Source organism: Acidovorax radicis, from assembly GCF_020510705.1.
GTDB classification, from domain to species: Bacteria; Pseudomonadota; Gammaproteobacteria; order Burkholderiales; family Burkholderiaceae_C; genus Acidovorax; species Acidovorax radicis_A.
Map to the genome: position 1 here is coordinate 2,467,605 of NZ_CP075184.1, position 23,628 is coordinate 2,491,232.

Sequence of the window (23,628 nt, forward strand, 5' to 3'; positions counted from 1 at the left end):
GCATGCGGTTGTCGGCAGTCGGGGGAGTGTGATCGCCGAAGGCAAACGCGTCAGCAGAACTTCGTGGCTCACAGTTTGTCACAGGGGTGTCCCGGTGGTGTGTAACATCCGGGTTTGCCTTTCGGTATTTTTTCGGCCACTGCTGGATGTCAATGACCACAGATCGAATCTCCAAATTCCCCTCTCCTGCGGCATCGCCGCTTCCCGTGCGCCGCCAGTTGCTGGCCGCGCTGATTGCCACTCCCTCGTTACCCGTCCTTGCGCAGTTCCGCATCGAGGTGAAGGGCGTGGGGCTTACGCAGTTGCCCATCGCCATTGCCCCATTCAGGGGGGATGCCCAAGCCCCCCAGAAGATCGCGGCGATTGTTCAGGCGGATCTGGAGCGCAGCGGCCAGTTTCGGGCCGTGGACACTGGGGGCGCAGTGCTCGATGAGACCGCGCGACCCGACGTGGCGTTGTGGCGGCAGAAAAGCGCGGACTCTTTGGCCACCGGCAGTGTTACCCGCTTGGCCGATGGCCGCTACGACGTGCGCTTTCGCCTGTGGGATGTCGTGAAGGGGCAAGACCTAGGGGGGCAGAGTTTTGTTGTCACGCAGGGCGATTTGCGTTTGGTGGCCCATCGCATCGCCGATTTCATCTACGAAAAGCTAACGGGCGAGCGTGGCGTTTTTTCGACGCGTATTGCTTACGTGACCAAAACTGGAGGGCGATATAGCCTTTGGGTAGCTGATGCGGATGGAGAGAATTCGCAATCTGCGCTGTCGAGCCCTGAGCCCATTATTTCGCCAGCATGGTCGCCCAGTGGTGGGCAGCTGGCGTACGTATCATTTGAATCCCGCAAACCGGTTGTGTATGTTCATGACGTGGCATCGGGGCGTCGCCGCCTGATCGCCAATTTCCGAGGGTCCAACAGCGCACCAGCTTGGGCTCCCGACGGGAAATCGCTAGCGGTCACCCTGAGCCGGGATGGTGGTTCGCAGCTTTACACCATTGACGCCAATGGCGGCGAGCCTCGTCGGCTCATGCAGAGCCCGGGCATTGACACCGAACCCGCGTTTTCAGGCGACGGTCGCAGCATCTATTTTGTAAGCGATCGGGGGGGGGCGCCTCAGATTTATAAAGTCAGCGCGTCAGGGGGCAATGCCGAGCGTGTGACCTTCACCGGCTCTTACAACATCTCTCCGAGCGTGAGCCCTGACGGCCGCTGGCTCGCGTATATCTCTCGCGTGGGAGGCGCTTTCAAGCTCTACGTGATGAATCTTTCATCTGGCACGGCCAATGCCATCACCGACACCAGCGCCGACGAAAACCCGAGTTTTGCACCCAATAGCAAACTCATCGTGTACGCAACGCAGCAGCAAGGGCGAGAAGCACTGATGACGTCAACGCTGGACGGCAAGATCAAGGCCCGCCTAGCGGGGCAGGCGGGCGATATTCGCGAACCCGATTGGGGTCCATTTCAAAAGCAATGAACTTTCACACACTTTTAGTTACCAAACCGTCTCAGGAGAAATTTGAATGATCAAACGCATTACCCTTGCCTTTACCGTTGCAGCATTGATGGCCGGTTGTAGTTCCGGCGTGAAGCTGGATGACGTACCCGTCGAAGACAAAAACGCGACTTCCACCATGGGAGCCAACGGCGGCGCAAACGCTGGCAACACCGGCCAAAGCGGCGTTGCCGGCGTGGATCTCGGTCAGTCTGCACGTGACGCGGCCGGCCCTGTGGGCGTGGCACGCATCGTTTATTTTGATTACGACAGCTACGTCATCAAGCCCGAATTTCAGTCGCTCATCGAAGCCCATTCCCGCTTCGTCAAAGCGGGTGCAAACCGCAAGGTCATGATCGAGGGCCACACCGACGATCGTGGTGGTCGTGAGTACAACCTGGCACTGGGTCAAAAGCGCGCTGAAGCAGTGCGCCGTTCGCTGGGACTGCTGGGCGTGCCTGAAAACCAGATGGAAGCAGTCAGCTTTGGCAAGGAAAAGCCGGCCGTGCAGGGAAGTTCTGACGATGCACGTGCGCAAAACCGCCGTGCCGAACTGTCTTACCGTTGATGAGAGCCATCGCTTTGAATTTTTCTCTCAAGGCGTTGTCGGCAGCCGTGCTTTCGGTGGGGCTGCTGGCATCTGCAAACGCTGCCCTGTTTGAAGACGACGAGGCGCGCCGCGCCATTCTGGAAATGCGGCTACGCGTTGATGGGTTTCAACAATCCAATCAGCGCTCTGTCGATGAGCTGCGCAAACTGGGTGAAGAAAATGCGCAGTTGCGCCGCAGCTTGTTGGAACTGCAAACGCAAATTGACACGCTGAAAAACGATCAGGCGAAACTGAACGGTCAGAATGAGCAGCTATTGCGCAGTGTGGGTGAGCTGCAAAGTCGCCAGAAAGACATTGCGCAGGGTGTGGATGAGCGTTTGCGTCAGTTTGAGCCCATCAAGGTCACCGTGGACGGTCGTGAGTTTCAGGCGGACCCTGCTGAAAAGCGTGACTTCGAAGCCGCGATGGCTGTGTTCCGATCCGGGAAATTCGCGGACGCAGGCGTTGCCTTTGCTGGATTTGTGAAGCAATATCCTCGCAGCGGTTACGTGCCATCTGCGCGGTTTTGGTTGGGAAACGCGCAATACGCAACCCGCGAGTACAAAGACGCCATTGGTAATTTCAAGCAGATGCTTGCAGACGCTCCAGGCCATGCCCGGGCTCCCGAGGCTGCTTTGTCAATCGCCAATTGCCAGATCGAACTCAAGGATACGCGCACAGCCCGCAAAACGCTCGAAGATCTCATTCGTGCCTATCCGCAATCCGAGGCCGCATTGGCTGCCAAGGAACGCCTGTCTCGTTTGAAATAATGCCGGGCACGACGACACTGGGGGCTGTGATTGATCAGGTAATCGACGTTTCGGATGCATCCTTCGAGCGTCGCTTCAGTGGTCTCAATCGGTTATACGGTGTCCAAGGCGCCTCCCGAATACGAGGAGCTCATGTTGCTGTCATCGGCATCGGTGGTGTCGGCTCCTGGGCTGCAGAGGCGTTAGCACGCAGCGGTGTAGCACAGATCACGTTGATCGATCTCGACCATGTGGCTGAATCCAACATCAATCGCCAGATCCATGCAGTAGGGGGAACCATCGGATTGGCGAAGGTACTGGCCATGCGCAATCGGATTGCAGAAATCAACCCTGCCTGTGTGGCCCATTGCGTCGAAGATTTTGTAGACACCGACAACTGGCCTGCCTTACTCGTGACGCCCGTGGACGCGGTGATTGATGCCTGTGACCAGATCAAGGCCAAATTGGCGATCGCTGTATGGGCTAAAACTGCCAAGGTGATCCATATTGCGGTGGGGGCTGCGGGTGGAAAGCGGTATGCACACAAGGTAGACATCGATGATCTTGCCCACACCACGCATGATCCATTGCTAGCGCAATTGCGCTACCGGATGCGCAAGCACCACCAAGCGCCGCGCGACGGCAAGAAGATTGGTATCACCTGCGTTTTCAGCCGTGAGGCTGTCGCGCCCCCGGACCCGTCGTGCGACATTTTGGGCGATGGATCATTGAATTGCCACGGGTACGGATCGGTTGTGGCTGTGACGGCCACGTTCGGTCAATGTGCGGCAGGTTGGGTCATGGACAAACTTGCCGAGAATTCAGAAAGAGCTGTAAAAAGCACGCTATAATTCAAGGCTTTGCAGCAATCTGAAAATTGATTGTTGCAATGACCGGGACGTTAGCTCAGTTGGTAGAGCAGCGGACTTTTAATCCGTTTGTCGTGGGTTCGACCCCCGCACGTCCCACCAAGTTTTAGTTGCGAAAAAAGCACTTAGCGCAGAGATGCCTAGGTGCTTTTTTCTTGGGTATGTCGCTTGTTTTGGTGATCGCTCGGCTTGTTTCGCGGCGTCTCAAGGCCTTTGCCAGGCCAGCGGAAAGGCCCGGCCTCAGCCTGACCTGCATGCGTTGAGCACCCATTGTCCTAATCGTGTGGTCAAGACGAGTTGACGAAGTGCCACAACGCAGTCCCAGCACTATCTGGTGGTGGGGCTTGCATGTTTGGGCGCAAAAAGGTCCCAGCATGCGATGAATAGTGCCGCAATAACGGGCCCAATAACAAAACCTGTCAGGCCAAACAGCGCCATGCCTCCGAGGGTAGAGATGAGCACGACGTAATCAGGCAGTTTGGTGTCTTTCCCTACCAGGATAGGGCGTAAAACATTGTCGACGAGCCCGATGACGCAGATACCAAATGTGCTCAGCACAACGCCCTGCCAGACTGCACCCGTGGCCAGAAAATAGATGGCAACTGGCACCCAGATCAACCCTGCGCCTACCGCTGGCAGCAGTGACAGGAAGGCCATCAAAACGCCCCAGAGCACGGGGCCCTGGATGCCTAGCGCCCAGAAGATCATGCCACCCAATGCGCCTTGGGAGGCCGCAACCACGATGTTTCCTTTAACGGTAGCCCTGATGACCGTGGTGAATTTTTCAATCAGTTGCCTTTTGTGGGCCTCGTTCAGTGGCGTTGCCTGTCCGATGCGTAAAGCAAGGCTCGCACCGTCTCGCAGCAGAAAGAACAGCAGGTACAGCATGATGCTGAAGCTCACGACAAATTCCAGTGTGTTTTGCCCCACGGTCAAAACACGTGTCGCCAAAAACTGGCTCGCCTGCACAGAAACGGACGACAGCTTCTCTTGCAGTTCTGCGACGCTTGTGAGGTGCAGTCGATCCAGCAGATCGACAGCCCAGACAGGAATGGCAGCGATCACCTGCTGAAAATAAAGGCCAAAATTAATTTGACCTGAACGTACCCGCTCATAGATGGTTGATGCTTCCTGGACGAGTGAAACGGCGATGACTGTGAGGGGGAGGATCACAACGATCAGGCACAGAGCCAAGGTGCACAGCGCAGCGAGGGTCGGGCGTTGAGGCATCTTCTTGAGAAGCCTGCGGTGCAGGGGGGCGAACAGGATCGCCAAGATGACGCCCCAGAATACCGCGCCGTGAAACTGCCATAGGATGGCGCCGAACGCGATGGTGACGGCGATCAGCAGCAGTAAGAAGGCTTTGTCCTGCAGGTGGTGGGGTGTCATGTTGGTGAGGCAAATGAGGATGGTTGGAATGTACGCGAGGCGTTGCAGGGGCGAGCTGCGCGTGCTGGTCGATGCGTGACAAAACGAACCCGGATAAGGGTGAATGCGGTTCAGTGGCACAATACCGGCTTGTACCAAGGCCCTTCCCCAGCCACAGTCGCATCCGCCAACCGGTTCAGCCGTGACGCGGAAGGTTTCTCAACCAGCTAATGCTTTCCCAAGGAAAGCGGAGGTCAGCGGAATATGAGCGATACGACGTCCGTCTATCAAGCCTACCAAGGCAATACCTATCTTTTCGGCGGCAATGCGCCCTATGTCGAAGAGATGTACGAAAACTACCTGGCAAATCCTGGCAGCGTGCCTGACAACTGGCGCGAGTATTTCGACGCACTCCAGCACGTTCCCGCTGCGGACGGCAGCAACGCCAAAGACGTCCCGCATCTTCCTGTCATCAATGCTTTTGCCGAGCGCGCCAAGCAGGGCGGCACCAAGGTGGTGGTTGCTACGGGCGCTGACTCAGAGCTGGGCCGCAAGCGCACCGCCGTGCAGCAGCTCATTGCCGCGTACCGCAACGTGGGCCAGCGCTGGGCTGATCTGGACCCGCTCAAACGCACAGAGCGCCCGGCAATTCCTGAACTGGAGCTTTCGTTCTACGGTTTCAGCGATGCCGACCAGGAAACGGTGTTCAACACCAGCAACACGTTCTTCGGCAAAGAAAGCATGCCGTTGCGTGAGTTGGTCAACGCGCTGCGCGAAACCTACTGTGGCTCTATTGGTGCCGAGTACATGTATGCCACCGACCAGAATCAAAAGCGCTGGTGGCAGCAAAAGCTTGAAGCCATTCGCAGCAAGCCCAGCTTTGGCGCTGACAAGAAAAAACACATCCTTGAGCGTTTGACGGCCGCTGAAGGTCTGGAGCGTTTTCTTCACACCAAATATGTGGGCCAAAAGCGTTTCTCCCTCGAAGGGGGAGAAAGTTTCATCGCTGCGATGGACGAGCTGATTCAGTCTGCTGGCGCCAAGGGTGTGCAGGAAATCGTCATCGGCATGGCCCACCGAGGCCGCTTGAACGTGCTGGTGAATTCCATGGGCAAGATGCCCAAGGACCTTTTTGCCGAGTTCGACCATACCGCCCCTGAAGACCTGCCTTCTGGTGACGTGAAGTACCACCAGGGCTTCAGCTCTGACGTGACAACTTCCGGCGGTCCGGTTCACTTGTCGCTGGCGTTCAATCCGTCCCACCTCGAAATTGTGAACCCCGTCGTTGAAGGCTCGGTGCGCGCGCGTATGGACCGCCGCGCCGACCCGCATGGCAAGCAGGTGCTGCCTGTTCTGGTGCACGGCGACGCTGCCTTTGCCGGTCAGGGCGTCAATCAGGAAACCCTTGCGCTGGCCCAGACCCGTGGTTATTCCACGGGTGGCACGGTACACATAATCATCAACAACCAGATCGGGTTCACGACCTCCGATCCGCGCGATACCCGCTCCACGCTGTACTGCACCGACATCGTCAAGATGATCGAATCGCCCGTGCTGCACGTGAACGGAGATGATCCAGAGGCCGTAGTGCTGGCCACTCAGCTCGCCCTTGAGTTCCGTATGGAGTTCGCCAAAGACGTGGTCGTGGACATCATCTGCTTCCGCAAACTTGGCCACAATGAGCAGGACACTCCTGCCCTGACCCAGCCGCTGATGTACAAGAAGATCGGCCAGCACCCCGGCACGCGCAAGCTGTACGCCGACAAGCTGGCGGCACAAGGCTTGGGCGAAACCCTGGGCGACGATATGGCCAAGGCATACCGCGCCGCCATGGATGCTGGCAAGCACACAGTAGACCCTGTGCTGACCAACTTCAAGAGCAAGTACGCGGTGGACTGGAGCCCGTTCCTGGGTAAAAAGTGGACGGACGCTGGTGATACGGCTATCCCGATGGCTGAATGGAAGCGTCTGGCCGAAAAGATCACCACCATCCCTGACAGCGTGACGCCGCACCAACTGGTCAAGAAGGTATATGACGACCGCGCAGCGATGGGGCGTGGCGACATCCCCGTGGACTGGGGCATGGGTGAGCACATGGCGTTTGCCTCTTTGGTAGCCAGCGGCTACCCGGTGCGCCTGTCGGGTGAAGACTGCGGCCGCGGCACGTTCACACACCGTCACTCGGTCATCCATGACCAAAAGCGCGAGAAGTGGGATATCGGCACTTATGTGCCTCTGCAGAACGTGGCCGAAAACCAGGCGCCGTTTGTCGTTATCGACTCCATCCTGTCGGAAGAGGCCGTGCTGGGCTTCGAATACGGGTACGCATCCAACGACCCCAATACGTTGGTGGTCTGGGAAGCGCAGTTCGGCGACTTTGCCAACGGTGCGCAGGTCGTGATCGACCAGTTCATTGCCTCGGGCGAGGTGAAGTGGGGCCGTGTGAACGGCATCACGCTGATGCTGCCACATGGCTATGAAGGCCAGGGCCCGGAGCACAGTTCTGCGCGTCTGGAGCGCTTCATGCAGCTGTCGGCTGATGCCAACATGCAGGTGGTTCAACCCACCACCGCCAGCCAGATCTTCCATGTATTGCGCCGCCAGATGGTGCGTGATCTGCGCAAGCCGCTGATCATCATGACGCCCAAGTCGTTGTTGCGTAACAAGGACGCCACCTCGCCGCTGTCCGAGTTCACCAAGGGCAGCTTCCAGACGGTGATCCCTGAGCAGGATGAAGCAATCGCCAAGAAGGCCGCCAAGGTCAAGCGCGTGATCGCTTGTTCTGGCAAGGTGTATTACGACCTGGTGAAAAAGCGTACAGAACGCGAAGATGATGATGTGGCCATCCTGCGCGTCGAGCAGCTGTACCCATTTCCTCACAAGGCTTTTGCGGCCGAACTCAAGAAGTACCCCAATGCCACCGACGTGGTGTGGTGCCAGGACGAGCCGCAAAACCAGGGCGCCTGGTTCTTTGTGCAGCACTACATCCACGAGAACATGCTCGAAGGCCAGAAGCTGGGTTACTCCGGCCGGGCTGCGTCGGCATCGCCAGCGGTGGGCTATTCGCACCTGCACCAGGAACAGCAAAAGGCGCTGGTGGATGGCGCGTTTGCCAAACTCAAGGGTTTTGTCCTGACCAAGTAAGGCCAGCTACCCGAACGTCAACAGACCAGAACAAAACCCCCTTCTGAAAGAATTCAAAATGGCTATCGTAGAAGTCAAAGTCCCCCAACTGTCGGAATCCGTGGCTGAAGCCACCATGCTCACCTGGAAGAAAAAGGCCGGTGATGCCGTGGCCGTGGACGAAATCCTGATCGAAATCGAAACCGACAAGGTGGTGCTGGAAGTGCCAGCACCTTCCGCTGGTGTGTTGACCGAAATCATTCAGGGCGACGGCGCCACCGTGGTGGCCGAACAGTTGATTGCCAAGATCGACACCGAAGGCAAGGCCGGTGCAGCAGCACCCGCAGCAGCGGCGGCGGCTACGCCTGTTGCTGTTGCAGTGGCTCCTGCCCCAGCACCCGCGCCTGTGGGCGGCAACAAGGGTGATGTCGCGATGCCTGCTGCCGCCAAGTTGTTGGCTGATAACAACCTGTCGGTTTCCTCGGTGGCCGGCACGGGCAAGGATGGCCGCGTGACCAAGGGCGATGTGCTGGGCGCCGTGGCCGGCGGAGCCAAGGCCACCGTCGCTCCGAGCGTGATCCCGACGGGCGTGCCGACCAAGGTATTGCCACAGGTAGCCGCCCCCGCAGGTAAGGAAGACCTGAGCGGTCGCCCAGAACAACGCGTTCCCATGAGCCGCCTGCGTGCCCGTGTGGCAGAGCGCCTGCTGCAGTCGCAATCGACCAACGCCATCCTGACCACGTTCAACGAAGTGAACATGGCCCCTGTGATGGACATGCGCAAGAAGTTCCAGGACGCGTTCACCAAAGAACATGGCGTGAAGATTGGCTTCATGAGCTTCTTCGTGAAGGCTGCTGTGCATGCCCTCAAGAAGTACCCCGTGCTCAACGCTTCGGTCGATGGCAATGACATCGTCTACCACGGCTACTTCGACATCGGTATCGCCGTGGGTTCGCCCCGTGGCCTGGTGGTGCCCATCCTGCGCAATGCGGATCAGATGAGCTTTGCCGACATCGAGAAGAAAATCGCCGAATTCGGCAAGAAGGCGGCCGAAGGCAAGCTGGGTATTGAAGAAATGACCGGTGGAACCTTCTCCATCTCCAACGGCGGCACCTTCGGCTCAATGATGTCCACCCCCATCATCAACCCGCCCCAGTCCGCTATTTTGGGCGTGCACGCCACCAAGGACCGCGCTGTGGTCGAAAACGGCCAGATCGTCGTTCGCCCGATGAACTACCTGGCGATGTCTTACGACCACCGCATCATCGACGGCCGCGAAGCCGTGCTGGGCCTGGTGGCAATGAAGGAGGCGCTGGAAGATCCTTCGCGCCTGCTGTTTGATATCTAAGCCCTGAACCGTATCGACCCACCCGCGTGGCCCGGCCTCTGGTCCTGCCCGCCGGTGGGTCTTTCTCCAACAGACTGAACGAGATTTCCCATGAGCAAACAATTTGATGTGATCGTCATCGGCGGTGGCCCTGGTGGCTACATTGCCGCTATCCGCGCCGCCCAGCTGGGCTTCAACGTGGCCTGTATCGACGAGTGGAAGAACGAGAAGGGTGGCCCCGCACCTGGCGGCACTTGCACCAACGTGGGCTGCATTCCCTCCAAGGCGCTGCTGCAGTCGTCCGAGCATTTCGAACACGCCAACAAGCACTTCGCCGAGCACGGCATCACGGCCACCGGCGTCAAGATGGATGTGGCCAAGATGATCGCCCGCAAGGACACCGTCGTGAAGCAAAACAACGATGGCATCCTGTACCTGTTCAAGAAGAACAAGGTTAGCTTCTTCCATGGCCGTGGTTCGTTCACCAAGGCCGTTGAAGGCGGTTACGAGATCAAGGTGGCAGGCGCCGCCGAAGAGTTGCTGACCGGCAAACAGATCATCATCGCCACCGGCTCCAACGCCCGTGCGCTGCCCGGTACGCCGTTCGATGAAGAACTGGTGCTGTCCAACGACGGCGCGCTGCGCGTGGGCGCAGTGCCCAAGAAGCTCGGCCTCATCGGCTCGGGCGTGATCGGCCTCGAAATGGGCTCGGTGTGGCGCCGCCTCGGTGCCGAAGTCACCATCCTCGAAGGCCTGCCCACGTTCCTGGGCGCTGTGGACGAGCAGATCGCCAAGGAAGCCAAGAAGGCCTTCGACAAGCAGGGCCTCAAGATCGAACTGGGTGTGAAGGTCGGTGAGATCAAGACCGGCAAGAAGGGTGTGAGCATCGCCTACACCAACGCCAAGGGCGAAGCCCAGTCGCTGGACGTGGACAAGCTCATCGTCTCCATTGGCCGCGTGCCCAATACCATCGGTCTGAACACTGAAGCCGTGGGACTGGCCCTGGACGAGCGCGGCGCCGTCGTGGTGGATGCCGACTGCAAGACCAACCTGCCTGGCATCTGGGCGGTGGGCGACGTGGTGCGCGGCCCGATGCTGGCGCACAAGGCCGAGGAAGAGGGCGTTGCCGTGGCCGAGCGCATTGCCGGCCAGCACGGCCATGTCAACTTCAACACCGTGCCCTGGGTCATCTACACCAGCCCCGAGATCGCTTGGGTGGGCCGCACCGAGCAGCAGCTCAAGGCCGACGGCGTCAAGTACAAGGCCGGCACCTTCCCGTTCCTGGCCAATGGCCGCGCACGTGCGCTGGGCGACACCACCGGCATGGTCAAGATGCTGGCCGATGCCGAGACCGATGAAATCCTGGGCGTGCACATCGTGGGCCCACAGGCCAGCGAGCTGATCTCTGAAGCCGTGGTGGCCATGGAGTTCAAGGCCAGCAGCGAAGACATCGCGCGCATCTGTCACGCGCACCCTAGCTTGAGCGAAGCCACCAAGGAAGCGGCCCTGGCCGTGGACAAGCGCACGCTGAATTTCTGATTTTTGAACAAAAAAGGGCGCTAGCGCTTATCAAATAAGCGCTAGCAGCTATTGAATTCATAGTATCAGAGCATCCATCACGTGACTGTCAAACAGGCTTATCTGGCCGAGTTGGCCGCTAAAGGCTACCAAAGTGACCCAGCGCAGCTGCGTGCGGTAGATGCCCTGCAACGCTGCGCGGATGACTGGGCTGCGTACAAAGCACAACGCTCCAATACGCTCAAGAAGCTGATCAACCGCCCGGATATTCCACGGGGTGTGTACATGTACGGCGGGGTGGGGCGGGGTAAAAGCTTTCTGATGGAGTGCTTTTTCAACGCGGTTCCCCTCAAGCGCAAGGTGCGCTTGCACTTTCACGAGTTCATGCGCGAGGTGCACCGCGAACTCGCTGGCCTGCAGGGTACGGTAGACCCGTTGGATGTGCTCGGCGCGCGCATTGCCAAGCGCTACAAACTCATCTGTTTTGATGAGTTTCACGTGGCGGACATCACTGACGCCATGATCTTGCACCGCTTGTTGGCGGCGCTGTTCCAGAATGGTGTGGGTTTTGTCACCACATCCAATTTCAAACCTGACGATCTGTATCCGGATGGTTTGCACCGCGACCGCATCTTGCCAGCCATTGCGTTGTTGAACGAAAGGCTTGAAGTCGTCAACGTGGACAACGGCACCGATTACCGTCGGCGTACGCTCGAACAGGTGAAGCTGTATCACACGCCGCTGGGGCCGCAGGCCGATGCGCAGATGAATGAGGCGTTTGACCAATTGGCCGAAGTGCGCGACGAAGACCCTGTGCTGCACATCGAAGCCCGCGAGATCCGGTCGCGCCGCAAGGCGGGTGGCGTGGTCTGGTTTGACTTCAGGACCCTTTGCGGAGGGCCACGTTCGCAAAACGATTATCTGGAGATCGCAACGCAGTTCCACACGGTGCTGTTGTCGGATGTGCCCCATATGCCAGTGAGCATGGCATCGCCTGCACGGCGTTTCACGTGGCTGGTGGATGTGCTTTATGACCGGCGCGTCAAACTCATCATGTCGGCGGCGGTGCTCCCTGAGCAACTCTATACCGAAGGCCCGCTAGCGCACGAGTTTCCTCGAACTGTCTCGCGGCTGAACGAGATGCAGTCCAAGGAATTTCTGTCGCTGGAGCGGCGTACCGTAGATACAGGACTCACATGACGATGATCCGTTGGTCGCTAGTGGCCGCTGCGCTTTTTCTGGTGTTGACGGCCGCTCCCATCGCAGGGCAGGCAGAGAGCCTCGTCGGCGGTGCGGATGCAGGCGCCCCAGCCGGTACACCGACCAATGACCCTACGGCATCTGCGGCAGCAGCACACCGCAAAGCCGAGCACGCACGCATCACCCGTGAGCGTGCAGCGTTGGCCGCAGGCCGCCAGCGGGATGAGGCTGCTTGTTATAAGCGGTTTGCGGTGGAAGATTGTTTGCGCGGCGTGCGTGCCAAGGTGCGGGACGTCGAGAGCGCTCTGCGCTCGCAGGAGGTGGAACTCAACGATGCCGAACGCCGCGAAAAAGCGGCCGAGCGCCTGCGCGCCATCGAAGAAAAGCAGAATGCCGTCCCCACCCCGCCGCCTGGTGGTAAAAAGGGCGATGCCAAGGTGCGCAAGGGGCAACCTGGTCCGGATGATGTGAAAACGCAGCACGACCATGCTGCCCAGCAGCGGGCGCAACAGCAGCGTGAACGTGCTCAGTCACAAGCCACGGAGCAGGCCTCACGTGCCGCCTCGAACGCAGAGCGTGCAGCCAAAACACGCGAGCGGCATGCAGAGGCGCTCAAAGCGGCGCAAGAACGCCGCGCTCGGGTAGAAAAAGCCAGTGCCGATGCGGCCGCGCAGGGGCTCAAGCCTGCTGCACCGCTGCCCGCCCCCGATTTTCAGCGTTAGTGTTGCAGATTCATGGCGTTCACAGCGCAACGCCGCGTAAAGCAACACCCGCCTTTTGTTGCTCGCGCTCTTTTTGCAAGTGGGTGAAGGCCCACGCCGGCCCGCACCGTGATTTCAAACGCGGCCGAGATCGACGGGGGTGAGGCGGGCGATCTTTTTCTCTTCTACCAGGGCCTCGATTTTGACGACAACCAGCGACAGGTTGTCGCCGCCCCCACGTGCGCGGGAGCGGGCTTTGTCAATCAAAAACTCCGTGGCTTCGCGTGGGGAGAGTGAATCCACCACCGAGGCCAGTTCCGTCGGTGAAAAGTAATGCCATACGCCATCGCTGCAGGCGAGCAAGACGTCCCCAGGCTGCAGCTGGGGAATCACGTGGGTGGTGATGGGCGGATCACTCTCGGTGCCGAGACACCCGACCAAAATGTTGGAGTGCGGGTGGTTGTTGGCCTCCGCTTCGGTCAGTTCACCCCGGTCGACCAGCGCCTGCACGTAAGAGTGGTCGCTGCTACGAAATGCCATTCTCGGACCTTGAAAATGGTAAATGCGCGAGTCACCTGCATGCACCCAGTGACAGTCGCCGCGGGGGTTGATGAGGAACGCGGCAATCGTGCTGTGGGGCTCCTGTTCTGCCGAGATGGCCGTGAGCCGGATGACGATGTGGGCTTCTTCAACCATGCTTTTGAGCATTGCTGCCGCGTCATCCGTATCGGGCGAATAGCGTTCAAACAGCTGCCTGGCAGTCATCATGACCTGGTCGGAAGCCTTGCGCCCGCCACTGCGCCCACCCATGCCATCGGCAATCACGCCCAGCACACAGCCGTTGTGCCGCTCATGGGAGATCAAGGCGACCTGATCTTGCTGATATTCACGGTCACCCTTGTGGATGCCGGTGGATGCGATGAGGCGGAACGCTTTGGTCATGGGAATGATTGTGAAGGCGTGTGCACAAACGCTCGTCGTGTAATACAGGTCAAACGCGTATTATCTGCGCGCCTGTGGCATTTTTGCCATCCCTGGTGCGCCCCTACCTTGAAACCCCGCCTTCAATTACCCCAACGCCAATGGATCGCATTGCGCACAGAGCCAACGGCCACTGTCGCTCGGATTGGAAACCCTCCGCCTTTTGGCGCATGTGACGGGTTGATTTCGCCGCACTTGAAAAAGCACCGCCCGGTATTGCGCGACGCAGCGCGCCGGGTGGGGCGTGAGCTGGCCCCGCAAGAGTGGGACTCATGAGTCTGGCCGCCATGGTTTCGGAGGTATTTGCCCGTGACGGCGTGATGTCGCGGGCCGATCCGCAATTTCAGCCGCGCGACGGGCAAACCCAGATGGCCCAGGCGGTGGCGGTCACCATCGAGAAGGGTGGTGCACTGGTGGTGGAGGCGGGCACGGGCGTCGGCAAAACGTTTGCTTATCTCGTGCCCGTGTTGCTCAGTGGTGAGCGGGTGCTGCTCGCTACGGCCACCAAAGCGTTGCAGGACCAGCTTTTTGCGCGTGATCTACCGCGTTTGGTTCAGACACTTGGCCTGCCGGTGCGCGTAGCGTTGCTCAAGGGGCGCGCCAGCTATTTGTGTCTGCACCGCATGAAACAAGCGTGTCACGACATGCCCGCACATGAGCGCAGTGTGGCGCGCGTGCTGACCAAGGTGCGCGAGTGGTCCCACAGCACCCTATCAGGCGACCTGGCTGAATTGACAGGGCTGGATGACCGCTCGCCGGTGATTCCGCTGGTTACCTCCACCCGCGAAAACTGTCTGGGCTCCCAGTGTCCCAATTTTCGGGAGTGCCACGTGCACATCGCGCGGCGCGAGGCGCTGGCGGCCGATATTGTGGTGATCAATCACCACCTTTTTTTTGCGGATGTGGCGGTGCGAGAGTCGGGCATGGCCGAGTTGTTGCCTACAGTGCGCGTGGTGGTCTTTGATGAGGCGCACCAGATCAACGAAACCGGGGTGCAGTTTTTGGGGCTGAACCTCTCCACAGGGCAACTGCTTGATTTCAGCCGTGACGTGCTCGCGGCGGGGTTTGACCAGGCGCGTGGATTGGCCGACTGGCTTGCGCTATCCCGCCACGTAGAGTTGTCGGCGCGGGATCTGCGTTTGGCGGTGGAGGCCACGCCGCGTGGCGCCAAGATCCGTTGGATGGATGAAATCCCCGAAGGGGTCCCCGCGCAAGGGTGGCAGGACGCGTTGCGCGGTGTGGCAGTGGCCTGCGCACAAGCGCAGGAAGCGCTCGACACCGTCAGCGAAATTTCCCCCGATTTTGTGCGTTTGTACGAGCGGGGGGCGGAGTTGTTGGCGCGTCTGGCTCGTTTTGCTGGCCCGTGCACCGCTGATGGGGTCCGCTGGTTGGATGTGGGGGCGCAGTTGCGGCTGATTGAGTCGCCTCTGGACATTGCTCAAGCGATGCGTGCCCGCGTGCTGGCGGCGCCCTCAGTGGCGGCAGAGGAGGACGGGTGGCCCGAAGAGTCCTCCGGGGGACCAGGCCGGGCATGGATTTTCACGTCTGCCACCTTGGGCACTGACGAGCGGTTGACTTGGTTTACCGAGCCTGCCGGACTGGAAGACGCCCAGGTGTTGCGCGTTGAAAGCCCCTTTGACTATGCGTTGCAGGCCGCACTGCATGTGCCGCGGCATTTGCCGTCGCCCTCCGATCCGTCGCACAGCCGCCAACTGGCCGACTGGGTGGGAGATGCTGCGGGGCGACTGGGAGGGCGCACCTTGGTTCTCACGACAACGCTCAAGGCCTTGCGAGCCATTGGCGATGTACTCAAGGCACGTTTTACGGGGCCTGGGGCGCTGGAAGTGCTGGTGCAGGGCGATTGGCCCAAGTGGCGACTGATGGAGCGTTTCCGTGAGGGGGCGAGTGCTGGCCGGCCAGGCTGTCTGTTGGTGGCGTCGGCCACTTTCTGGGAGGGGTTTGACGTCCCAGGCGATGCGCTTGAGTTGGTCGTGATTGACAAGTTGCCGTTTCCGCCACCTGGAGACCCCCTGGTCGAGGCGCGCATTCGTCGCATCGAGATCGCCGGAGGGAAGGCCTTTACCGCCTATGCGCTCCCTGAAGCGGCGGTGGCACTCAAACAGGGAGCTGGCCGTCTGATCCGCAGAGAATCGGACCGGGGCATTTTGGTGGTGGGCGACACCCGACTCGTTACCATGGGCTATGGCAAACGCCTGCTGGCTGCGTTGCCTCCCATGCGGCGGCTCGATTCTGCCGAGGACTTCAATACCGCTTTGCTGGCACTTACCAGACCTTCCACCACGGATCCGATTTGCCTTTGAAACCGCCGGTCACGTAGGCGCTGCCAGGATAGGATTTTTCCATCACGCGGCGCGTGTCATCGCGCAGTTGCGCCATGCCCAGTGCATCGTAGGATTGAATCAGGATGTACAGCGCTTCTTCCAGCGCTGGAACGTTCTGGTAGTCCGCCAGGGCAGACTGGGCCCGATTGATGGCTGCCACATAGGCGCCGCGCTGGTAGTAATACCGTGCCACGTGAACTTCATATTGCGCCAGGGAATTGACGATGTACGTTATGCGTTGCTGCGCGTCCCGTGCATAACGCGACTCCGGGAAACGGGTGACCAACTCGCTGAAGGCTTCGAATGAGTCCTTGGCGGCTTTCTGGTCGCGCTCCGACAGATCCTGTCGAGAGATGAACGAGAACAGGCCGAGGTTGTCGTTGAAATTCACCAGGCCCTTGAGGTACAGCGCATAGTCGAGTGCCGGGCTGGCGGGATGCAACTTCATGAAGCGATCAAGGGTGGCGACCGCCTGGGCCTTTTCACCGCCTTTGTATTGTGCGTAGGCCTTGTCGATCTGTGCCTGCTGTGCCAAAGGGGTTCCTGCCGCACGGCCTTCGAGCTTTTCAAACAGCGGGACGGCTTTGTCATAAGCGCCGCTGTCCAGTTCGTCCTTGGCTTCCGCGTGGATGCGATTGGGGCTCCAGCCCGCGGTAGGGTCGTCTTTGGTGTTGGCGCAACCCGCCAGCAAACCAGCAAATAGCAGGGCGGAAACGAGGGGCAGGGGGGCACGCAACATTGCAAGCAGCTTTCTCGGCAAAAGGGACAACAGGTGGACGCGACGGTTGTCAGGCCGCAAGTGTTTTTCACCTGCGTGCCGACTTTCTCGCAGCGCCACCCAGGGCGCAAAAAGCCATTGTACTGGCGGGCAGTGCCGGCCATGGGCGCTGACGGTGCGGCTTTTGCGCGGAGGCGTTCAGGGCTTTCTACAATGGCTTCATGTTTGTTCATTTGCGCCTGCACACCGAGTTTTCCGTCGTTGACGGAACCAATCGAATTGATAAGGTGGCCAAGGCCGCTGCCCAGGACGGACAGCCTGCGCTTGCCATCACGGATCTCAACAACCTCTTTGGTGCGATCAAGTTTTACAAGGAAGCCCGGGGCAAAGGAGTCAAGCCCATCCTTGGCGCGGAGATTTTTCTGGAGGCCGAGGGCGGCGGTGCTCCGTCGCGCGTCATCGTTCTGGTGCAAAGTCGCCAGGGCTATCTCAATTTGTCCGAGTTGTTGGCCCGCGCCTGGACGCGCAACGTCGTCAAGAACCTGGCCCTATGCACCTGGGCCTGGCTGGAGGAGCTTTCCGAAGGGTTGATTGCCCTGGCGGGAGCTCAGGCGGGCCCGGTGGGTCAGGCGCTGCTCAAAGGCGACGAATCCGGTGCCGCGGATATCGCATTGCGGCTGGCGGGGATTTTTCCGCACCGGTTTTATATTGAGCTGCAGCGTGCGGGCCGTGTGGATGATGAAAGCCATGTGCTCGCCGCCGCTCAGTTGGCGGCACGGCTGAACCTGCCAGTGGTTGCCACGCACCCGGTGCAGTTTGCTGCAGCGGATGACTATGAGGCGCATGAAGCCCGCATCTGTATCGCCGAAGGTGAGATCCTTGCGAACCCCCGCCGGGTGCGCAAGTTCACCCGGGACCAGTATTTCAAGTCGTCGGCAGAAATGCAGGCGCTGTTCGCGGACCTGCCATCGGCCATCGCCAACACGGTGGAAATCGCGCAGCGATGCAACCTTACTCTGGTGCTTGGCAAACCGCAGTTGCCAGACTTTCCTACCCCCAACGGGATGCCGATCGAAGAATACTTTCGCATTGCGTCTTTCGAAGGGCTTGAAGCGAGGCTGGAGTTGCTGTACCCCAACACCACAGAGCGCGACCGGCAGCGCGCGCGCTATGAGGAGCGCCTGAAATTCGAGATTGGGACCATTTTGAAAATGGGCTTCCCAGGATACTTTCTGATCGTGGGCGACTTCATCCAGTGGGCCAAGAACAATGGCTGCCCCGTCGGGCCTGGGCGAGGCTCCGGTGCGGGCTCGCTGGTGGCCTATGCGCTCAAGATCACCGATCTGGACCCGCTGGAATACAACCTGCTGTTTGAGCGGTTTCTGAACCCCGAGCGGGTGTCCATGCCCGACTTTGACATCGATTTTTGCCAGTCCAACCGTGACCGTGTCATCGACTACGTCAAGGACAAGTACGGCAAAAATGCGGTGAGCCAGATTGCAACCTTCGGCACCATGGCTGCGAAGGCGGCGATCCGCGACGTGGGCCGCGTCATGGACATGAGCTACACCTTCTGCGACGGCATTTCCAAGCTGGTTCCCGGCAAGCCGGGGATGTCTTACACCCTGCAGTACCCGCCAGACCCGAAAAAAGAAGGGGACAAGAACAACTACGCGCTGGAACTGGAGCCCCTGCTCTACGAGCGAGTGCGCAAGGAGGAAGACGTCAAAACGGTCATCGAGATGGCCCAGAAGCTCGAAGGCATGACGCGCAATATCGGCATGCACGCGGGGGGGGTGCTCATCGCGCCAGGCAAGCTGACGGATTTTTGTCCGCTCTACCAACAGCCGGGCAGCGAGTCTGCAGTGAGCCAGTACGACAAGGACGACGTAGAGGCCATTGGCCTGGTGAAGTTTGACTTTTTGGGTCTTGCCACGCTCACCATTCTGGAGATTGCGCGCGAGTTCATTGCCAAACGCCACAAGGGGCAAGAAAACTTCACCTTCGAAACCATTCCGCTGGACGACGGTCCGACTTACCGGCTGTTCTCCGAGGGTAAAACCGAAGCCGTGTTCCAGTTTGAAAGCCGTGGCATGCAGGGCATGCTCAAAGAGGCCAAGCCGAGCCGACTGGAAGACCTGATTGCGCTGAACGCGCTGTACCGCCCGGGGCCCATGGACCTGATCCCCAGCTTCGTGAACCGTAAGCACGGCAAGGAAGTGGTGGAGTACCCGCACCCCCTGGTGGAACCCGTGCTGTCAGAGACCTACGGGATCATGGTGTACCAGGAGCAGGTGATGCAGACTGCCCAGGTCCTGGGAGGCTACAGCCTGGGTGGTGCCGACATGCTGCGCCGTGCCATGGGCAAAAAGAAGGCCGAGGAGATGGCCGAGCACCGGGAGATCTTCCGCAAGGGCGCAGCAGAAAAGAACATCAGCCAGGAAAAGGCTGACGAAGTGTTCGACTTGATGGAGAAATTCGCGGGCTACGGCTTCAACAAGTCGCATGCGGCTGCCTACTCGCTCTTGGCGTACCACACCGGCTGGCTGAAGGTGCATTACACGGCGGAGTTCTTCTGCGCCAACATGACCGTGGAAATGGACGACACCGACAAGCTCAAGGTGCTGTTCGAAGATGCCCACAAGATGGGGCTCACGTTTGAACCGCCGGATGTCAATCGTGGCCGCTACCGGTTCGAGCCGGTGACCGACAAGATCATTCGCTATGGCCTGGGCGCCGTGAAAGGCACAGGCCAGCAGGCCATCGAGGCGATCGTGGCTGCGCGCGAAGGGCGGGGCGACGGGCCGCAGGGCTCCACCACCGGCCCCTTCAAGAGCTTGTTTGAGTTTTGTCTGCGTGTGGACAAGGCGCGCATGAACAAACGTTCGGTGGAAGCATTGATCAAGGCCGGTGCCTTTGATTCGATCCACCTCAACCGTGCGGCCCTCGTGGCCTCCATTGACCGGGCATTTGACTTTGCGGCAGCGACGCTGGCCAATGTCAATCAAGGGGGGCTGTTTGACATGATGGGCGACGACGCCCATGGCTCCAGCACCCAGGAGCCTGATTTGGTCGACGCCGTGCCCTGGGGCGTCAAGGAGCGACTCACGCTGGAGAAGACGGCGGTGGGTTTTTACCTGTCCGGCCACCTGTTCGATGAAGTGGCCTCGGAAGTGCGTCGCTTTGTGCGCACCCAGATCGACGAGCTGCTGGACAGCCGCGATTCGCAGATTCTGGCGGGCATCATCAGCGACTTCCGTGTCATTAACGGCCAGCGCGGCAAGCTGGCCCTGTTCAAGCTGGATGACAAGTCTGCGGTCATCGAAGCTTCCGCTGATGAGGCCTTGCTCAATACCTATCGCAACGAACTGAAAGAGGATGAGTTCGTGGTGATGATGGGCCGGCTGCAACTGGACCATTTCAGCGGCGGCCTGCGGGTGAAGGTGCAGCAGGTGTGGGATCTGGCGGGCGCACGGTGCCGGTTTGGGAAATACCTGCATGTGCTTGTGGGGGACAAAGCTCCCGATGTTCCGCGGCTGGTGCGCGATTTTCCTGCGCGGCGCGAAGAGGTCCCCGAGGGCGAGTTGGTGCATGGCCTGCGCGTGCGCATGGGCGTGCGGTGCGCTGCGGAAGATGCTGCTGCGGTGGCTGAGCTGCAACTGGGAGAAAGCGCTCGTTTTTATCCGACAGACGCAGCGCTGGCCGCGTGGACGGCACAGGCAGGCTCCGGTTCTGCGACCGTGGTGTACGAGTAGCTGGTGCCGGCAATAAAAACTTGCACACCACGGCTTGAAAAATACCGGGGTAACAACCAGCTTCTCTTGCGGCAGCCTGCCGCGCGGATCGCTAGAATGATTTTCATGGCAACAAAACCACCTCAACCCCCTGCCGCACCGTCGGTCACCCGGCCCGCGCGGGATGATGGCGGTTCGGTCGTGCTCGAGAGGCGCACACAAAAGACCCAGCCGCCCCAGATGTACCAGGTGGTCATGCTCAATGACGACTACACGCCGATGGAGTTTGTCATCGTGGTCTTGCAGGAGTTTTTCAGCAAGGACCGTGAGCAGGCCACCCAAATCATGCTCAAGATCCATCTCGATGGCAAAGGCGTGTGCGGCGTGTACTCGCGCGATGTGGCAGCCACCAAGGTGGAGCAGGTGCTCGATGCAGCCCTCAAGGCGGGCCACCCACTGCAATGTGTCAGTGAGCCTGTTGAATAACAGGTTTTTCGCCCCGATCTACAGTTATCCCTTCCACGCAAGCACAAAGGAGTTCATATGATTGCCCAAGAACTGGAAGTCAGCTTGCACATGGCCTTTGTTGAGGCCCGCCAGCAGCGCCACGAGTTCATCACCGTGGAGCATCTGTTGCTTGCACTGCTCGATAACCCCAGCGCAGCAGAAGTGCTGCGCGCTTGTTCGGCCAACATCGATGATCTGCGCTCATCGTTGTCGAACTTTATCAAAGACAACACCCCACAGGTTGCCGGCAGCGACGAGGTGGATACACAACCCACGCTGGGCTTCCAGCGCGTGATCCAGCGCGCCATCATGCATGTGCAATCCACAGGCAACGGCAAAAAGGAAGTGACAGGCGCCAACGTGCTTGTAGCCATCTTTGGCGAGAAGGACTCGCACGCCGTTTACTACCTGCACCAGCAGGGTGTGACGCGCCTGGATGTGGTCAACTTCATTGCCCATGGCATCAAGAAGGGTGAACCCCCAGAGCCCGCCAAGGCCGAGAGCCAGGCCGAAGGCGAAGAAGGTGGCGGCTCCGAACGCAACGAAAAGGCCTCGCCCCTGGAGCAGTTCACCCAGAATCTGAACCAGGCGGCCAAGGATGGCAAGATCGATCCGCTGATCGGCCGTCACTACGAGGTGGAGCGCACGATCCAGATCCTGTGCCGTCGCCGCAAGAACAACCCGCTGCTGGTGGGCGAGGCCGGTGTGGGCAAGACGGCGATTGCCGAGGGCCTGGCCTGGCGCATCACGCAAAACGACGTGCCGGAGATCCTGGCCGAGGCCGTTGTGTACTCGCTCGACATGGGCGCGCTGCTGGCGGGCACCAAATACCGCGGCGATTTCGAGCAGCGCCTCAAGGGCGTGCTCAAGTCGCTCAAGGACAAGCCCAACGCGATTTTGTTCATTGACGAGATCCACACCCTGATCGGTGCGGGCGCAGCCTCGGGCGGCACGCTCGATGCGTCCAATCTGCTTAAGCCGGCGCTGTCCAGCGGCCAGCTCAAGTGCATCGGTGCAACCACCTTCACTGAATACCGTGGCATCTTCGAAAAAGACGCTGCGCTGTCGCGCCGCTTCCAGAAGGTGGACGTGGTCGAGCCCACGGTACAAGAGACCATCGACATCCTGAAGGGCCTGAAGTCGCGCTTTGAAGAGCACCACAGCGTCAAGTACGCTGCGGCGGCCCTGCAGGCTGCGGCCGAGTTGAGCGCCAAGTACATCAATGACCGCCATCTGCCCGACAAGGCGATTGACGTGATCGATGAAGCCGGTGCTGCCCAGCGCATCATGGTGCCGAGCAAGCGCAAGAAGACCATTGGCAAGGCCGAGATCGAGGAGATCGTGGCCAAGATCGCGCGCATTCCGCCCGCCAATGTCTCCAACGACGACCGCGGCAAGCTCCAGACGCTGGAACGCGACCTAAAAAGCGTGGTGTTCGGCCAGGACAAGGCCCTCGAAGTGTTGGCCAGTGCGGTCAAGATGGCGCGGTCGGGTCTGGGCAAGGGCGACAAGCCGATCGGCTCGTTCTTGTTCAGCGGCCCCACGGGCGTCGGCAAGACCGAGGCGGCCAAGCAGCTCGCCTACATCATGGGCATCGAGCTGATCCGGTTCGACATGTCGGAGTACATGGAGCGCCATGCCGTGAGTCGCCTGATCGGCGCGCCCCCGGGTTACGTCGGTTTTGACCAGGGTGGTTTGCTGACCGAGGCCATCACGAAGAAGCCGCACGCGGTGTTGCTGCTCGACGAAATCGAGAAGGCGCACCCGGACATCTTCAATGTGCTGCTGCAGGTCATGGACCATGGCACGCTGACGGACAACAACGGCCGCAAGGCCGACTTCCGCAACGTGCTGATCATCATGACGACGAATGCGGGCGCCGAGACCATGAACAAGGCGACCATTGGCTTTACCAATCCGCGGCAAGCGGGCGACGAAATGGGCGACATCAAGCGCCTGTTCACGCCCGAGTTCCGCAACCGGTTGGACGCCATCGTCAACTTCAAGGCGCTCGACGAGCAGATCATCCTGCGTGTGGTGGACAAGTTCCTGCTGCAGCTGGAGCAGCAGCTGGCCGAGAAGAAGGTGGAAGTCACCTTCACCGACACGCTGCGCAAGCACCTGGCCAAGAAGGGCTTCGATCCGCTGATGGGCGCCCGTCCGATGCAGCGCCTGATTCAGGACACGATCCGCCGTGCGCTGGCCGACGAACTGCTGTTCGGTCGCCTTACCGAAGGTGGGCGCCTGACGGTGGATATCGAGGTCAAGACCGACGACAAGGGCGTGGAAACCTCCGAGGTGTTGCTTGACATCCAGCCCTTGCCCAAGCGCGAGCGTGCGGCCAAGTCCGAGCCTGCCGAGCCCGAAGAGGCCACCGCCGACTGAGGAGAGACCCAGGGCGCTGTTTTTAAA

General features: G+C 59.9%; 16 protein-coding genes and 1 tRNA gene. 14 read left to right on the top strand and 3 right to left on the bottom strand.

From position 1 onward, the window contains the following. Positions 1-152: 152 nt before the first annotated feature. From tolB to KI609_RS11350, 5 genes are all read left to right on the top strand, one after another. Complete coding sequence (gene tolB, locus KI609_RS11330; RefSeq protein WP_226450067.1) at positions 153-1,472, top strand: Tol-Pal system beta propeller repeat protein TolB; 1,320 nt, start codon at positions 153-155, stop codon at positions 1,470-1,472. A gap of 46 nt (positions 1,473-1,518) precedes the next feature. Further along, positions 1,519-2,058, top strand: a complete 540-nt coding sequence (pal, locus tag KI609_RS11335; RefSeq protein WP_226450069.1) for a peptidoglycan-associated lipoprotein Pal — start codon at positions 1,519-1,521, stop codon at positions 2,056-2,058. Further along, positions 2,058-2,849, top strand: coding sequence for a tol-pal system protein YbgF (gene ybgF / locus KI609_RS11340; protein WP_226450357.1), 792 nt, complete (start codon positions 2,058-2,060; stop codon positions 2,847-2,849). Before pal ends, ybgF begins: the two co-directional genes overlap by 1 nt. Continuing rightward, a complete protein-coding gene (locus KI609_RS11345) occupies positions 2,849-3,679 on the top strand; it encodes a ThiF family adenylyltransferase (protein ID WP_226450071.1) in 831 nt (276 codons plus the stop codon). The genes ybgF and KI609_RS11345 overlap by 1 nt, the downstream gene beginning before the upstream one ends. 44 nt (positions 3,680-3,723) lie before the next feature. After that, positions 3,724-3,799, top strand: a tRNA-Lys gene (locus KI609_RS11350). 225 nt (positions 3,800-4,024) lie between these two features. On the opposite strand, the gene KI609_RS11355 is transcribed toward KI609_RS11350, so the two are convergent. Continuing rightward, a complete protein-coding gene (locus tag KI609_RS11355; protein WP_226450073.1) occupies positions 4,025-5,086 on the bottom strand; it encodes an AI-2E family transporter in 1,062 nt (353 codons plus the stop codon). Positions 5,087-5,329: 243 nt separating this feature from the next. Here KI609_RS11355 and KI609_RS11360 point away from each other — a divergent pair, with 243 nt between their 5' ends. From KI609_RS11360 to KI609_RS11380, 5 genes are all read left to right on the top strand, one after another. Further along, positions 5,330-8,209, top strand: coding sequence for a 2-oxoglutarate dehydrogenase E1 component (locus KI609_RS11360; protein ID WP_226450075.1), 2,880 nt, complete (start codon positions 5,330-5,332; stop codon positions 8,207-8,209). Between the two features lie 58 nt (positions 8,210-8,267). After that, a complete protein-coding gene (gene odhB / locus KI609_RS11365) occupies positions 8,268-9,536 on the top strand; it encodes a 2-oxoglutarate dehydrogenase complex dihydrolipoyllysine-residue succinyltransferase (protein ID WP_226450077.1) in 1,269 nt (422 codons plus the stop codon). A gap of 90 nt (positions 9,537-9,626) precedes the next feature. Then, complete coding sequence (lpdA, locus tag KI609_RS11370; RefSeq protein ID WP_226450079.1) at positions 9,627-11,054, top strand: dihydrolipoyl dehydrogenase; 1,428 nt, start codon at positions 9,627-9,629, stop codon at positions 11,052-11,054. 81 nt (positions 11,055-11,135) lie between these two features. After that, positions 11,136-12,233, top strand: coding sequence for a cell division protein ZapE (gene zapE, locus KI609_RS11375; protein ID WP_226450081.1), 1,098 nt, complete (start codon positions 11,136-11,138; stop codon positions 12,231-12,233). Further along, complete coding sequence (locus tag KI609_RS11380; protein ID WP_226450083.1) at positions 12,230-12,955, top strand: hypothetical protein; 726 nt, start codon at positions 12,230-12,232, stop codon at positions 12,953-12,955. Before zapE ends, KI609_RS11380 begins: the two co-directional genes overlap by 4 nt. A 114-nt stretch (positions 12,956-13,069) precedes the next feature. Here the strand turns inward: KI609_RS11380 and KI609_RS11385 are convergent, their stop codons facing one another. Further along, a complete protein-coding gene (locus KI609_RS11385) occupies positions 13,070-13,876 on the bottom strand; it encodes a PP2C family protein-serine/threonine phosphatase (protein WP_226450085.1) in 807 nt (268 codons plus the stop codon). Positions 13,877-14,187: 311 nt separating this feature from the next. Here KI609_RS11385 and KI609_RS11390 point away from each other — a divergent pair, with 311 nt between their 5' ends. Then, positions 14,188-16,236 carry an ATP-dependent DNA helicase gene (locus KI609_RS11390; protein ID WP_226450087.1) on the top strand — a complete coding sequence of 683 codons (2,049 nt, stop codon included), beginning with the start codon at positions 14,188-14,190 and terminating at the stop codon, positions 16,234-16,236. On the opposite strand, the gene KI609_RS11395 is transcribed toward KI609_RS11390, so the two are convergent. Continuing rightward, a complete protein-coding gene (locus tag KI609_RS11395; protein WP_226450089.1) occupies positions 16,199-16,996 on the bottom strand; it encodes an outer membrane protein assembly factor BamD in 798 nt (265 codons plus the stop codon). The genes KI609_RS11390 and KI609_RS11395 overlap by 38 nt on opposite strands. 200 nt (positions 16,997-17,196) lie before the next feature. On the opposite strand from KI609_RS11395, the gene dnaE reads away from it, so the two are divergent. From dnaE to clpA, 3 genes are all read left to right on the top strand, one after another. Beyond that, on the top strand, positions 17,197-20,730 hold the full coding sequence (gene dnaE, locus KI609_RS11400) for a DNA polymerase III subunit alpha (protein ID WP_226450091.1): 3,534 nt from the start codon (positions 17,197-17,199) through the stop codon (positions 20,728-20,730). A gap of 96 nt (positions 20,731-20,826) precedes the next feature. Next, positions 20,827-21,195 carry an ATP-dependent Clp protease adapter ClpS gene (gene clpS / locus KI609_RS11405; protein WP_226450093.1) on the top strand — a complete coding sequence of 123 codons (369 nt, stop codon included), beginning with the start codon at positions 20,827-20,829 and terminating at the stop codon, positions 21,193-21,195. 57 nt (positions 21,196-21,252) lie between these two features. After that, on the top strand, positions 21,253-23,601 hold the full coding sequence (gene clpA / locus KI609_RS11410) for an ATP-dependent Clp protease ATP-binding subunit ClpA (protein ID WP_226450095.1): 2,349 nt from the start codon (positions 21,253-21,255) through the stop codon (positions 23,599-23,601). The last annotated feature ends 27 nt before the right edge of the window (positions 23,602-23,628 follow it).